This window comes from Sphingomonas sp. QA11 (genome assembly GCF_028473665.1).
In the GTDB taxonomy this organism is placed as follows: domain Bacteria; phylum Pseudomonadota; class Alphaproteobacteria; order Sphingomonadales; family Sphingomonadaceae; genus Sphingomonas; species Sphingomonas phytovorans.
Map to the genome: position 1 here is coordinate 4232774 of NZ_CP098774.1, position 13046 is coordinate 4245819.

Annotated in this window: 10 protein-coding genes; 7 read left to right on the top strand and 3 right to left on the bottom strand. The window is 67.8% G+C overall.

The genetic code is table 11. The features are described 5' to 3' along the window. Positions 1-62: 62 nt before the first annotated feature. The 5 genes from NDN01_RS19540 (at position 63) to NDN01_RS19560 (ending at position 7969) form a co-directional block, all read left to right on the top strand. Complete coding sequence (locus NDN01_RS19540) at positions 63-3581, top strand: GAF domain-containing protein (protein WP_272623451.1); 3519 nt, start codon at positions 63-65, stop codon at positions 3579-3581. Continuing rightward, entirely contained in the window at positions 3578-4411 is an 834-nt protein-coding gene (locus NDN01_RS19545; RefSeq protein ID WP_272623452.1) for a response regulator, read from the top strand. Before NDN01_RS19540 ends, NDN01_RS19545 begins: the two co-directional genes overlap by 4 nt. Before the next feature lie 461 nt (positions 4412-4872). Beyond that, on the top strand, positions 4873-5778 hold the full coding sequence (locus NDN01_RS19550; RefSeq protein WP_272623453.1) for a sugar phosphate isomerase/epimerase family protein: 906 nt from the start codon (positions 4873-4875) through the stop codon (positions 5776-5778). Next, a complete protein-coding gene (locus NDN01_RS19555; RefSeq protein ID WP_272623454.1) occupies positions 5775-6926 on the top strand; it encodes a Gfo/Idh/MocA family protein in 1152 nt (383 codons plus the stop codon). Before NDN01_RS19550 ends, NDN01_RS19555 begins: the two co-directional genes overlap by 4 nt. Next, positions 6923-7969, top strand: a complete 1047-nt coding sequence (locus NDN01_RS19560; protein ID WP_272623455.1) for a sugar phosphate isomerase/epimerase family protein — start codon at positions 6923-6925, stop codon at positions 7967-7969. The genes NDN01_RS19555 and NDN01_RS19560 overlap by 4 nt, the downstream gene beginning before the upstream one ends. 181 nt (positions 7970-8150) lie before the next feature. Here the strand turns inward: NDN01_RS19560 and NDN01_RS19565 are convergent, their stop codons facing one another. Beyond that, on the bottom strand, positions 8151-9467 hold the full coding sequence (locus NDN01_RS19565; RefSeq protein WP_272623457.1) for an NAD(P)/FAD-dependent oxidoreductase: 1317 nt from the start codon (positions 9465-9467) through the stop codon (positions 8151-8153). Between the two features lie 149 nt (positions 9468-9616). Here NDN01_RS19565 and NDN01_RS19570 point away from each other — a divergent pair, with 149 nt between their 5' ends. Then, on the top strand, positions 9617-10414 hold the full coding sequence (locus NDN01_RS19570; protein ID WP_272623459.1) for a hypothetical protein: 798 nt from the start codon (positions 9617-9619) through the stop codon (positions 10412-10414). A 32-nt stretch (positions 10415-10446) separates the two neighbouring features. Here the strand turns inward: NDN01_RS19570 and murA are convergent, their stop codons facing one another. Next, positions 10447-11730 (bottom strand): UDP-N-acetylglucosamine 1-carboxyvinyltransferase, encoded by a 1284-nt coding sequence (gene murA / locus NDN01_RS19575; RefSeq protein WP_272623460.1) that lies wholly within the window; start codon positions 11728-11730, stop codon positions 10447-10449. Between the two features lie 185 nt (positions 11731-11915). On the opposite strand from murA, the gene NDN01_RS19580 reads away from it, so the two are divergent. Further along, a complete protein-coding gene (locus NDN01_RS19580; RefSeq protein WP_272623462.1) occupies positions 11916-12614 on the top strand; it encodes a Crp/Fnr family transcriptional regulator in 699 nt (232 codons plus the stop codon). A gap of 36 nt (positions 12615-12650) precedes the next feature. Here NDN01_RS19580 and clpS read toward each other — a convergent pair whose 3' ends face one another. Further along, positions 12651-12986, bottom strand: coding sequence for an ATP-dependent Clp protease adapter ClpS (gene clpS / locus NDN01_RS19585; protein WP_272628318.1), 336 nt, complete (start codon positions 12984-12986; stop codon positions 12651-12653). Positions 12987-13046: the final 60 nt, after the last annotated feature.

Below are 13046 nucleotides of genomic sequence, written 5' to 3' on the forward strand. Positions count from 1 at the left end.
CCGCGCCCTTCTGCAAGCCACCGAAGTGGCGCTATCATGCGGCGCAGAGGGGCAGAGCAACCATGCAGGACCGACACGGCGTCGACGCCAATCCCGAATCCGATTCGGCGGGCAGCGCGGCGCCCGACGCGCTCGGCGGGCATCGTACCGTCGCCGAGCTGCGCGAGAGCGAAGAACAATTCCGCATGCTCGCGGAGAACCTGCCCGGCCTGTGCTGGGTCGGCGACGAGAATGGCGTGCTGCGCTGGGCGAATCGCCAATGGCACGAGATGTTCGGCGGCACGAGCGCCGAGCAGGGCGATCCGAGCGGGATCTGCCATCCCGACGACCTGCCGCTCGCGCTCGAGACCTGGAAACGATCCTGGGACGAGGGGGAGACCTCGACCCTGCTGCTGCGGATGCGCTGCCCCGACGGGAGCTATCGCCCCTATCTCAGCAAGGCAGTCCCGATCCGCGATGCCGATGGAACGGTCGTGCGCTGGTGCGGCGTGCAGATCGATTTCAGCGACAAACAGGCGCACGACCGGCGCCAGGCCGTGCTGCGCACCTTTCACGACCAGTCGCGCGACTTGGCCGACACCGATGCGATCCTGATCATGCTGTCGCGCGTCCTCGCCGAACATCTCGGCGTCGCGCGCATGCTCTATGGCGAGATCGGGGACATCGGAGCCGACCCACCCGACATCTTCCACGCCGCCGGTGGCGTGCGCCAGCACGACGCCGCCAGGCTTCTGGCGCTGGGCGAGGCCCTTGCCGGCCTCGCCGGACGGCATAACGTAAGCGAAAGCCGGGTGGTGGAGGACAATCACGGCCCCGGCCGAGATCCCGCCGATCCGGTACGGCGCGTCGCCGAACTGATCGGGGTGCGTTCGAGCATCAACGTCCCCATCGTCAAGGAAGGCAGGCCGGTCGCCATGCTGGCAGTACTCGACACCCTGCCGCGCATCTGGACTCGCGACGAGATCGAGCTGTGCGAGGAACTGGCCGAGCGAGTCTGGGCAACGCTTGCCCGCGCCCGCGCCGAGACGGCCCTGCAGGAACGCGAGCGCAACCAGGCCTTCCTGCTCGCCTGGAGCGACAAGGTGCGCGGCGAGGCCTCGCCCGACGCGATCATGGCGACCACGCTCGAATGGCTGGGCAGGCATCTCGGCGCCACCCGCACCACTTATGCCGAAGGCGATGCGGCAGGCCGGATGGTCACCGTGACAGGCGAATGGCGCGACGGCGTCGCCAGCCTCCACGGCAACAGCTTCCTGCTGGAAAGCATCGGCGCGGCGGCCGATCGCGAATGGAACGCCGGCGAGATCATCCGGTACGAGGACGTCGAGGCCGATCCCCGGCTCGAACCCCGGGCGGTTGCGCGCTACCTGGATGCCGACATCCGGGCCTTTGTCACCGCGCCGATGGTTCAGGGCGATCGGCTCCACTCAGCCCTGTCAGTCCACCACCATGAGGCGCGCCGCTGGCATGTCGGCGAGATCCAGCTCATGCGCGACATCGCCGAGCGTACCTGGGTCGCGCTTGAGCGCGCTCATGCACAGGCGGCGCTGCAGGAACGCGAACGCAACCAGGCCTTCCTGCTCGCCTGGAACGACCGTATTCGCCAGCAGGCGACCGCGCGCGACATCCTGGCGCAGACGCTGGCCGCGCTCGGCGAGCATCTCGGCGCGATGCGCACCAACTTCGCCGAGAGCGAGGATAACGGGATCACGCTCTGCATCCTGCAGGAATGGACGACTGGCCGGCCAAGCATCGTCAACCAGCGCTACGCCTCGGCGGCGCTCGGCACGAGGCTGGCCGCCGCCCACATGGACGGGCAGCCGGTGCGCGTCGACGATGTCGCCACCGATCCCCGTTTCGACGAGCGCAATCGCCCCTTGTTCGAATCCCTCGGCATCGGCGCGGTGCTAACCCTGCCGATGATGCGCGGCGGGAAGATCGTCGCCGTGCTCTCGGTCCAGCACGGCAGCCCGCGGCGGTGGACCGACAGCGAGGTCGATCTGGTCCGCGATCTCGCCGACCGAACGCTCGCGGTGCTCGAACGCGCCCATTCGGAGGAGCGGCTTGCCGAAAGCGAGGCGCAACTCTCCGCCTTCCTGGAGAATGCACCGGTCGCGATGCATCTGAAGAACGGGGACGGACGCTATGTCCGGGTCAATCCCGAATTCGCCAAGACGCTGGGTCGCATGCCGGAGGATCTGCACGGCGCGCATTCCGACGAGATCTTCCCGCCGGCGATCGCCGCCGAGCTCGCCCGGCTTGAAGAGCTCGGACGGGACGGACAGGTCGCCAGCGCCGAGATCGCCCTTGAGGGCATGGGGGAGAATGGAGACCGGGCCGCCAATGGCGACCGCCACGTGCTCTCCATGGTCTTCCCGATCACCGGCGCTGGCGTCGCCCGGACCGGCGGCTTCACCCTCGACCTGACCGAGCGCAAGCGCGCCGAGGCAGCGCTCGCCCGATCGCGCGAGGCGCTCTACCAGACCGAGAAGCTGTCGGCGCTCGGCTCGCTGCTCGCCGGGGTCAGCCACGAGCTCAACAACCCGTTGTCGATCGTCGTCGCCCAGGCAGTGATGATGGAACGCCAGTCGCGCGGCAGCGAGCTGGCCGAGCGCGCGCAGAAGATCCGCCGCGCCGCCGATCGCTGCGCGCGGATCGTCCAGACCTTCCTCGCCATGGCACGACAGAAGCGGCCGGAGCGCGAGCCGGTCGATCTCAACGCGGTGGCCAACGCCGCCTACGACCTGGCCGAATATGGCCTGAGGAACGACGGCATCGCCGCGACCCGCGATCTTGCCCCGGCGCTGCCCGGCATCTCGGCCGATTCGGACCAGCTCCACCAGATCATCATCAACCTGATCGTCAACGCCCAGCAGGCATTGGTCGAGGCGCGCGTGCCCGACCGCGCGTTGACGGTCCGCACCGCGATCGGCGACGATCCGGGCACCGTCATCCTCGAGGTCGCCGACAACGGCCCCGGCATTCCCGAAGAGGCGCGGCGCCGGATCTTCGAACCCTTCTTCACCACCAAGCCACAGGGCCAGGGCACCGGCGTCGGCCTGTCCTTCTCCCAAGGCCTGGCCGAGGCCCATGGCGGCCGGCTTGACCTGGTGCCGGCCGCGCGCGGTGCCTGTTTCCGCCTGACGCTCCCGATCGACGCCGGCCCCGTGCTGCCGCCCGCCGCGGCCGAGCCCTTGCCGCAGGTCGAGGCGCCGGTGCGCAAGGCGCTGGTCGTCGACGACGAGCAGGAAATCGCCGAATCGCTCGCCGACTTCCTCTCCATCGAGGGGTTCGTCTGCGATATCGCGGTCGGCGGCGGCGCCGCGCAGGAGAAACTGGCACAGGGCCAGTACGACCTCGTCGTCAGCGACCTGCGCATGCCCGGGATCGACGGCCCGCATCTCCATGCCTGGATCGCGGCGGAGAGGCCCGACCTGCTCGACCGGGTCGCCTTCGCCACCGGCGACACGCTGGGCGTCTCGGCGGCGCGCTTCCTCGAGGAGGTGAAGCGCCCGGTCCTCGAAAAGCCCTTCACGCCCGACGCGGTACACCGATTCCTCAAGCAGATGGATCTCGCATGACCTCCTCCGCCAATCCACGCCCCATCAATCCGCATCCCGCCAGTCCGCACGCCGCCAATCCGCACAGTGTCCCCCACATTGTCGTGGTCGATGACGAGGAAGACCTGCGCGAGCCGGTCGCCGCCTATCTGCGCGAGCAGGGCATGGATGTCGACGAAGCCGGCGGTGGCGCCGATCTCGACATCATCCTCGGGCGCGGCATGCCGACGCTCGTCGTGCTCGACGTGACCATGCCCGAGGAGGACGGCTTCAGCATTGCCCGCCGGCTGCGCGCGCTGAACCCGACCATCGGCATCGTCATGCTCACCGCGCGCCGCGACGTGATCGACCGGGTCGTCGGGCTCGAACTGGGCGCCGACGACTATATCATGAAGCCGTTCGAGCCGCGCGAACTGCTCGCCCGCATCCGCTCGGTGCTGCGCCGCCTGGGCGCCACGGCGCCGTCAGGAACCGCCGACGAGACGACGGGCGACGCTGAAACCGCCCCGCCCCTGCGCAGCACCTATCAGGAAGAATTCTGGATCCCCACCTCGCGCGGCGAGATCCGCGTGCCGGTCGATACGATCGAATGGATCGAGGCGGCCAAGGATTACGCGCTGCTCCACACGCCGGAACGAAGCCATATGATCCGGATCACCATGGCAGCGCTCGAACAGGGGCTCGATCCAGCGCACATGATCAGGGTGCATCGCTCCGCCTTTGTCAGGCCCGAATCGGTCCTGCGAATCAGCGCGATCGGGCGGCACATGGTGCTTGAGCTGAAGTCAGGCGCGGTCGTCCGCGTCGGCCCGCGCCACTGGGGCGAGGTGCGGCACCGCCTCAAGGCTTAGACCGGAGGTTTCGCCGCACCGCAGCAGATTCGTCGCGCTCCTGTCGCAGCGCGACGGACAGCGCGGGACGAATGAGTCACAAGACTCCGTGTACCGTCACTCCAAAAGCCCCCCCGGCGACGGCGGTACGCCCGGCCCGTCTTTGCCCCTCACTGACGGGCCGGTATCGACCATCCGGACCTCGTGTCCGGATGGCCGATGTGCACCGATCCCGTCCCCTTGGGTGCCAGAGGAGAAACCCGTGAAGCGGATCGTCCCGCTGGTTCTGGCCAGCTTTCCCCTCGTCATCATGATCGGACTGTGGAGCGGCGGCATCTGACGGCGCGCCGAGTCGTCCAGCGCGGCCAATGGCTGTTCTTGCGGCTTGCATCGCCGCGCCTCCCGGTCAATCATATAGGATGGGAGCGCACCACATGGTGCGGCAACGGCATAAGTCCGTGGCTCCCGACAGGAGGGGTCCGATGCTCGATCGCCGTATGTTTCTCGGTGCCGCAGGCGCTGCTGTTGGTACTGCATTGCTGCCGGTATCCGCCGGTGCCATGCCGCTCGGCCTGCCGCCTGGCCTCCAGCTCTGGACGGTCAAGGAAGACCTCGCGAAGGATTTCGCGGGCACGCTGAAATCGTTGAAAGCGATCGGCTATGACAGGGTCGAGGCAGCCGGCTGGACCGGCCTGTCGCCGGCCGATTTCCGGAAAGGCGTCACCGCCGCCGGGCTCGACTGTTTCTCCTGCCACTATTCGATGATGGAATTGATGGGCGAGGTCGATGCGCGGCTCGCCGCTGCGCGCGATGTGGGCGTGCGCTATTTCGTCGCCTCCTCCCCTGCCTGGCGAAAGCCGCTGGCCCCCGGCCGCCCCTGGGTCCAGGCAGTCGCCGAGGCGATGACGCTCGACGACTGGCGCCGCAACGCCGCACGGATGAACGAGGTCGGCGCCCGGGCAAAGGCGCTCGGCATGCGCTTCGCCTATCACAACCACCCGGCCGAATTCCTTGCCTATGACGGCAAGGTCGCGTTCCATGAGCTCCTCGAGCATACCGATCCGGCGCTTGTCGCGTTCGAGCTCGATCTCGGCTGGGTCGCGGCGGCCGGATATGATCCCGCGCATGTGCTGAAGGAGCATGGCGCGCGGATCGAGCTGCTCCACGTCAAGGATATCGCGACGAAGGAACGCAAGACCGGCACGATCGCCAGTGACCTGACCACCGTGCCGATCGGCAAGGGCAGCATCGACTGGCCGGCGGTATTCGCGGCGGCCCGCGCCGCGCCGATCAAAAGCTGGTTCGTCGAGCAGGAAGCCCCCTGGGTTCAGCCGCAACTCACCGCTCTCACTGAAAGCCTCGCCTATCTGCGGACGCTTCCCGCGTGACGGCCGATCCAGTCAGATACGCCATGATCGGCGGCGGCGAGGGCGCGTTCATCGGCCCGGTTCACCGCACCGCGGCGGCCATCGCTGGCAATTGCCGGCTGGTCGCGGGCGCGCTGAGCAGCGATCCCGAGCGGGCGAAACGCTCCGGCATCGCGACGGGTATCGCCCCCGACCGGAGCTACACGAGCTACCGGGCGCTGATCGACGGCGAGAAGGCGCTGCCGGAAGACGAGCGGGCCGAATTCGTCGCGATCGTCACGCCCAATCATGTCCACGCGCCCGTCGCCATCGCCGCGCTCGAGGCCGGTTTGCACGTCCTCACCGACAAGCCCCTGACCGACACGCTCGACGCGGCGCTCGCGTTCGAGGCGGCCGCCATCCGCACCGGCGGGCTGGTGGGCGTCACCCATACCTATCTCGGCTATCCGATGGTGCGGCAGGCGCGCGCGCTGATCGCGGCGGGCGATCTCGGCGCGGTGCGGCGCGTATCGGTGCGCTACACCCAGGGCTGGCTTGCCCAGGCCGACGACGCGGTCGGCAAGCAGGCCGAATGGCGGATCGACCCCGCGCGCTCCGGCCTGGCCGGGGCGTTCGGCGATATCGGGACCCACGCCTTCAACCTGGTCGAGTATATCACCGGCGATCGCATGACCCGCCTCTCGGCCGAGTTGCGCGCGGCGGTGCCGGGCCGGGCGCTCGACGATGATGGCGCCGCGATGTTCCACCTCGGCGGTGGCGGTCGCGGCACGCTGGTCGCCAGCCAGATCTGCACCGGCGACGCCAATGGCCTGGAGATATCAGTCTGGTGCGAGCATGCCGGGCTTCACTGGCATCAGGAACATCCCAACCATCTCCGCGTCGCGCGGCGCGGCGGGCCCGAGGAGATCTGGACCCCCGGCGTCGACCGCTCCTACCTCGGCGAGGCCGCGATGCGCGTCACCCGCGTGCCGTCGGGCCATCCCGAGGGTTATCTCGAGGCGTTCGCCAACATCTATCGCGATTTCGCCGACGCGGTGCGGGGCAAGACGCCCGACCTGCCCTGCTATGCCAGCCTTGCCGACGGCGTCGCCGGCATGCGCTTCATCCAAGCGGCACATGACAGCAGCGCCGGCGACGGCGCGTGGACCAATCTGGGAGAACATGCATGAAGGGTCCCGCCATCTTCCTCGCTCAGTTCGCCGGCGACGCGGCGCCGTTCGATACGCTCGGCGGAATCGCGCAATGGGCCGCCGGTCTCGGCTATGTCGGGGTGCAGATCCCGACCTGGGATTCGCGCCTTTTCGACCTGAAGCAGGCAGCGGAAAGCCAGGACTATTGCGACGAGGTCGCCGGCATCTGCGCCGAGGCCGGGGTCGCGATCACCGAGCTGTCGACTCATCTCCAGGGCCAGCTCGTCGCGACTCACCCCGCTTATGACGAGCTCTTCGACGCCTTCGCCCCTGCCGAGGTGCACGGGAAACCCACCGAACGCACCGAATGGGCCAGGGACCAGGTCCGCATGGCAGCCCGCGCCAGCCGGCGGCTCGGGCTGACCGCCCACGCCACCTTCTCCGGCGCGCTGCTCTGGCACACCATGTATCCCTGGCCGCAACGCCCCGCCGGGCTGGTCGAAGAAGGTTTCAGGGAGCTGGCACGGCGCTGGACGCCATTGCTAGACGTCTTCGAGGAAAACGGCGTCGATGCCTGTTTCGAGATTCACCCGGGCGAGGATCTGCACGACGGGATCAGCTGGGAACGCTTCCTCGCCGCGGTGAATCATCACCCGCGTGCCAACATCCTCTATGATCCAAGCCATTTCGTGCTGCAGCAGCTCGATTATGTCGAGTTCATCCACCTCTATCACGACCGGATCCGCATGTTCCATGTGAAGGATGCCGAGTTCAGGCCCAATGGCCGCGCCGGCGTCTATGGCGGCTATGCCGACTGGGCCGACCGCCCGGGCCGCTTCCGCTCCTTGGGCGACGGCCAGGTCGATTTCGGCGCGATCTTTTCCGCCTTCACCAGGCACGACTATGCCGGCTGGGCGGTGCTCGAATGGGAATGCTGCTTCAAGCACCCCGAACAGGGTGCGGCCGAAGGCGCGCCGTTCATCGAGGCCCATATGATCCGCAAGGCCGACCGCGCCTTCGACGACTTCGCCGGGACGGCACCGGATGCGGCGCGCAACCGTCGCATTCTGGGGCTGGACTGATTCCGCTTCCTGAAAGGAAGGAGTGCGTGGCGCCGGACGCGATCTGAGATCCTCTTCCGTCCTGCCGGACTCGTTCCGGTATCCACTGCTCCGCGCACCTCGCGCTCGCTGGATGCGCGGCGCGATGGGGCCCGGACAAGTCCGGGATGATGGCAGCGGCTGGGGCAAACGCCCCGGCTCGTCAGTGCAGCTTCAGCCTCGGCCGGATGATGGTGTTGACCCGGCCGATCACGATCAGCCCGATCCCGCGCAACCAGCCGTGGATCGCGATCAGGTGCATGCGGTAGAGCGAGACATAGACGAATCGGGCCAGCCGCCCCTCGATCGCCATGCGCCCGCCGACGAGATTGCCCATCAGGCTGCCCACCGTCGAGAAGCGGCTGATCGACACGAGCGAGCCATGGTCGTGATAGGCGAAGGGCACCATGCCCCGCCCGTCCATCAGCCGGACGAGGTTGCCGAACACGCTCGACGCCATCTGGTGCGCCGCCTGAGCGCGGGGCGGGACCGGGCGACCGGTCGCCGGATCGAGACAGGAGCAGCAATCGCCCATTGCAAAGATGCGGTCGTCAAGCGTGGTCTGGAGGGTCGGCCGCACGAGAAGCTGATTGGTGGCGTTGGTTTCAAGCCCGCCGATATGATCGAGCGTGGCGGCACCGCGAACGCCCGCCGCCCAGACGCGCAGCTCGCTCTCGATACGTTCGCCGGTGCCGGTGACGATCGCCCCGGCGGTAACCTCGGTCACCCGCGTGCCGGTCAGCACGCGCACGCCAAGCGCTTCGAGCTCATCCTGCGCCGCCGCGGCAAGCTTTTCGGGAAGTGCCGGCAGGATGCGCGGGCCGGCCTCGATCAAAGTCACCTGCAGCCGGCTCTCGTCGAAAGTCTCCAGCCCGTAATAGCGCAGCGCGGCCGCCGAGTTGAACAGTTCGGCGGTCAGCTCGACGCCGGTGGCGCCGCCGCCGACGACAGCGACGCGGACATGCTCGTCCGAGGCCGGATCGAGACTCATCGCGCGGGAAACGCGCAGGCAATGGTTGAGCAGGCGGTTGCGGAACCTGTCCGCCTGGGTGCGGTCGTCGAGCACCATGCAATGCGCGCGGGCGCCGGGCGTGCCGAAATCATTGGTCTCGGCGCCGACCGCAATCACCAGATAGTCGTAGCGGATGGCGTGGCGCGCGATCAGCTCGCTGCCGTCCTCGTCGAGCAGGGGCGCGACGACGATCTCCCCCTGTTCGCGATCGATGCTTTCAAGCGTGCCAAGGAAGAAGCGATAGCCCCAGCGGTGGCAATGGCTGCGATAGCCGACCTCATCGAGATTGGCGTCGAGCGATCCGGCCGCGACCTCGTGCAGCAGCGGCTTCCAGATATGGGTGCGGTTGCGTTCGACGAGGATGATGTCGTGGCGCCTGCGTCCATATTTCGCGCCGAGCCGCCGCGCGAGCTCGAGCCCGCCCGCGCCGCCCCCGACGATCACGATCTGGATCTTGCGCTCGGCCACGTTGCCCCCCCGGATATCCCGCTGCGGCGCACGATAGCAGCGGCCGGAAACTTGGCGAGCGGAATTGGCCGCGATGCACCCGGGCGCTTGAACTCCATCGCAAAGTCGATACCCGTGCGCCATCCCATCCCCTTCAAGGCGAACCCCGGATGACATCAGCCGACGACGCAGGAATCGACCCTCGTCTTCTCCTGGGCGATTTTTCCAGCAGCCTGTGGATTCCCCGCTACCGCGCCGGCACCTGGGGCCCCTGGACACTGAGCGTCATCCTGATGACGGGCGCGCGAGGCTATTGGGGCAAGACCTATGGCATGGCCGGCACCACGATCCTGACGGGACCGTCGGAGGGCAGCGATGCGAGCTGGATGTCGATCGTCCCCGCCGAGATCGAGAGCCAGGAGATCGGGATCGCGGCCGCCTATGGCCATACGGCGGTGCTGGGCATGGGCATGGGCTGGTGCGCCGCGAATGTGGCGCTCAACCCGGCGGTCGAGCGCGTCACCGTGGTCGAGCGCGATCCGCACATCATCGAGCTGATCGACACGCTCGGCATCCTCGACCAGCTACCGCCCGAGGCCAGGGCCAAGATCACCGTGGTGGAGGACGACGCGCTGGCATGGCGCCCCGACAGGCGGGTCGACAGCGTTCAGGCGGATATCTGGGCGAAGTTCGTCGAGCCGCAGAAATGGGACGATGTCCGCCGCATCCAGACCAATACCGGCGCGACGTCGCTCTATTTCTGGGGCCAGGAGATGGAGCTGTACCGGCTCGCCTGCCGCGAGCTCGGCCATGAACCGGAGCGGCTCGACCGCGCGACGATCATACGCCTGGCCGAGTCGACGGGCCTTCCGCTGGTGCATCCGGACTGGCCCGATTATGCCGACCGAATCGTCGCGGCAGCGCCGTGGTGGACACCGAAGGACGGAAAATGGTGGCGGGCTGAATAGAGCGCCCGGCGTCGGAACGCCGGTGGCCCCGGTCAGCCGTCGCTGACGCGCTCGATATCGGCACCGACCGCGCTGAGCTTTTCCTCCAGCCGCTCGTACCCCCGGTCGAGGTGATAGACTCGCTGGACCTGGGTCTCGCCCCCGGCGGCGAGCCCGGCGAGGATCAGGCTCATCGAGGCGCGCAGATCGGTCGCCATCACCGGCGCGCCGACGAGCTTGTCGACGCCGCGCACCACGGCGGTGCGCCCGCGCACCTGGATGTCCGCCCCCATGCGGGCCAGTTCAGGCACGTGCATGTAGCGATTCTCGAAAATCGTCTCGGTCAGCACGCTCGCACCATCCGCCAGCGCCAGCATCGCCATGAACTGCGCCTGCATGTCGGTCGCGAAGCCCGGAAAGGGCGCGGTCGACAGGGTCAGCGGACCGAGCCGGCCGGTCGCCTCGACGAACAGGCCGTCGCCGCGTTCCTCGACCGTGACGCCCGCCTCCATGAGCGCGGCGACGGTCGCGCGCATATCGTCGATCGCGACACCGGCCAGTTCGAGCGCGCCGCCGGTGATCGCCGCGGCGCAGGCATAGCTTCCTGCCTCGATCCGGTCGGGCATCACCCGATAGGTCGCGCCGTGAAGCCGGTCACGCCCTTCGATCTCAAGCGTTTCAGTGCCGATGCCATTGATCGACGCGCCCATCGCCACGAGCATGTTGCACAGATCGACGATCTCCGGTTCACGCGCGGCGTTCTCGATGATCGAGCCACCCTTTGCAGTTACCGCCGCCATCACCGCATTCTCGGTCGCGCCGACCGAGACGATCGGGAAGGTGACTCGTCCGCCCGGCAGCCGCCCGCCCGGCGCGGTCGCCTTCACATAACCAGCGGCGAGCTCGATCTCGGCGCCAAGCGCTTCCATCGCCTTCAGGTGAAGGTCGATCGGCCGGTTGCCGATGGCGCAGCCGCCCGGCAACGAGACGGTCGCCTCGCCGGCGCGCCCGATCAGCGGGCCGAGCACCAGGATCGAGGCGCGCATCTTGCGCACGATGTCATAGGGTGCCTCGGTCGCGGTCAGCTTGCCGGCGCGGATCGTCATCACCCGGCCGAAATCCTCAGGGCGCGCACCCTCGATCTGGGTCGAGCAGCCGAGCTGGTTGAGGAGATGTCCGAAACTGTCGACATCGGCCAGCCGGGGCAGGTTGCGGAGCGTCACCGGTTCTTCGGTGAGCAGGGCGCACGGCATGAGGGTGAGCGCTGCGTTCTTGGCGCCGGAGATGGGCAGGCGGCCCGAAAGACGGTTGCCGCCGCGGATGAGGATACGGTCCATTGGCGGCTTCTATCGCCTGCGCGTGGCCACGCAAGTAGCCCCTTCGCGTAAGCCGAAGATGTTGCGTGTCAGTGACAGCGCTTGATCGACTTTAATGCACTGATTCTCCTGCAATGCTCTGGCTCGTCGGGGTTGGGGGGAATGTTTGCGTGCCGGGTAGCTGCTTCGCCGAAAGATTGAGCGACATGGTCGCACTGACGCCTGGCGAGCACCACGCGCTGGGGCAGCTGGAGGAGCGCGAGCGCCAGCTCCGCCGTGGCGCCACCCTGCAACGGGAGAATGATCGCTGCAGCGAGTTGTTCGTCCTGCGCAAGGGCACGATGATGAGTTCGGTGCTGCTCGACGACGGCAGTCGCCAGATCCTCCGCTTCCTGTTTCCCGGTGACATGATGGGGGTCTCCTCGCTGGTCTATCGCGAGGCGCCCGAGACGATCACCGCGCTGACCGATGCCGTGGTCTGCCCGTTCGAGCGCACCGCGATGAGCAAGCTGATCACTGACCATCCGCGGCTCGCCGCGCTGATCATGGTCTATAACCAGATCGAGCGCGCGGCGCTGACCGACCGGCTGGCGGCGCTCGGCCGGACCTCGGCCAAGGCGCGGGTCGCGGGCATCCTGCTCGAGATGCGCAACCGCATGCGCATGCTCGACAAGGCGACCAACAGCAGTTTCACGCTTGGCCTGACCCAGGAGGAGATCGGCGACGCGACCGGCCTGACCGCCGTCCATGTCAACCGAATGCTTCGGCAACTCGAGGAAGAAGGCATCATCGCGCGCGAGGCGGGACGGGTGACCCTGACCGACGAGCGGGCGCTGCAGCGCGCGGCGAATTTCGTCGATCGCTATGCCGGGCTCGACCTGGGGTGGTTGCCCGAGGCGCGGTGAGCCTTTGCTCCTCCCTGTGCCGGGAGGATTAAACGATCACGCCTTTTCCAGCGTGCATTGCAGGGGGTGCTGGTTCTGCCGGGCGAACTCGATCACCTGGGCGACCTTGGTTTCCGCCACTTCGTAGCTGAACACCCCGCATACCCCCACGCCCTTCTGGTGGACGTGAAGCATCACGCGGGTCGCCGCCTCCATGTCCATGCGGAAGAAGCGCTGGAGCACCAGCACGACGAATTCCATCGGCGTGTAATCATCGTTGAGCAGCAGCACCCGGTACGGCGTCGGCTGCTTGGTCCGCGTGCGGGTGCGGGTCGCGATGCCGAGGCCGGTGCCTTCGTCATCGCCGCCTTCCCCGTCGCGGCGCTCGGCCATTGCCGTCGGTGTAAGCTGATTGATCATGTGAAGCGAAAATATGGCAAGCCGCGCCCCAAG

Coding starts and splice junctions, on each gene's coding strand:
- NDN01_RS19560 (WP_272623455.1), top strand. CDS start 6,923: ATGAAGGGTCCCGCCATCTTCCTCGCTCAGTTCGCCGGCGACGCGGCG.
- NDN01_RS19580 (WP_272623462.1), top strand. CDS start 11,916: ATGGTCGCACTGACGCCTGGCGAGCACCACGCGCTGGGGCAGCTGGAG.
- murA (WP_272623460.1), bottom strand. CDS start 11,730: ATGGACCGTATCCTCATCCGCGGCGGCAACCGTCTTTCGGGCCGCCTG.
- NDN01_RS19570 (WP_272623459.1), top strand. CDS start 9,617: ATGACATCAGCCGACGACGCAGGAATCGACCCTCGTCTTCTCCTGGGC.
- clpS (WP_272628318.1), bottom strand. CDS start 12,986: ATGGCCGAGCGCCGCGACGGGGAAGGCGGCGATGACGAAGGCACCGGC.
- NDN01_RS19540 (WP_272623451.1), top strand. CDS start 63: ATGCAGGACCGACACGGCGTCGACGCCAATCCCGAATCCGATTCGGCG.
- NDN01_RS19545 (WP_272623452.1), top strand. CDS start 3,578: ATGACCTCCTCCGCCAATCCACGCCCCATCAATCCGCATCCCGCCAGT.
- NDN01_RS19550 (WP_272623453.1), top strand. CDS start 4,873: ATGCTCGATCGCCGTATGTTTCTCGGTGCCGCAGGCGCTGCTGTTGGT.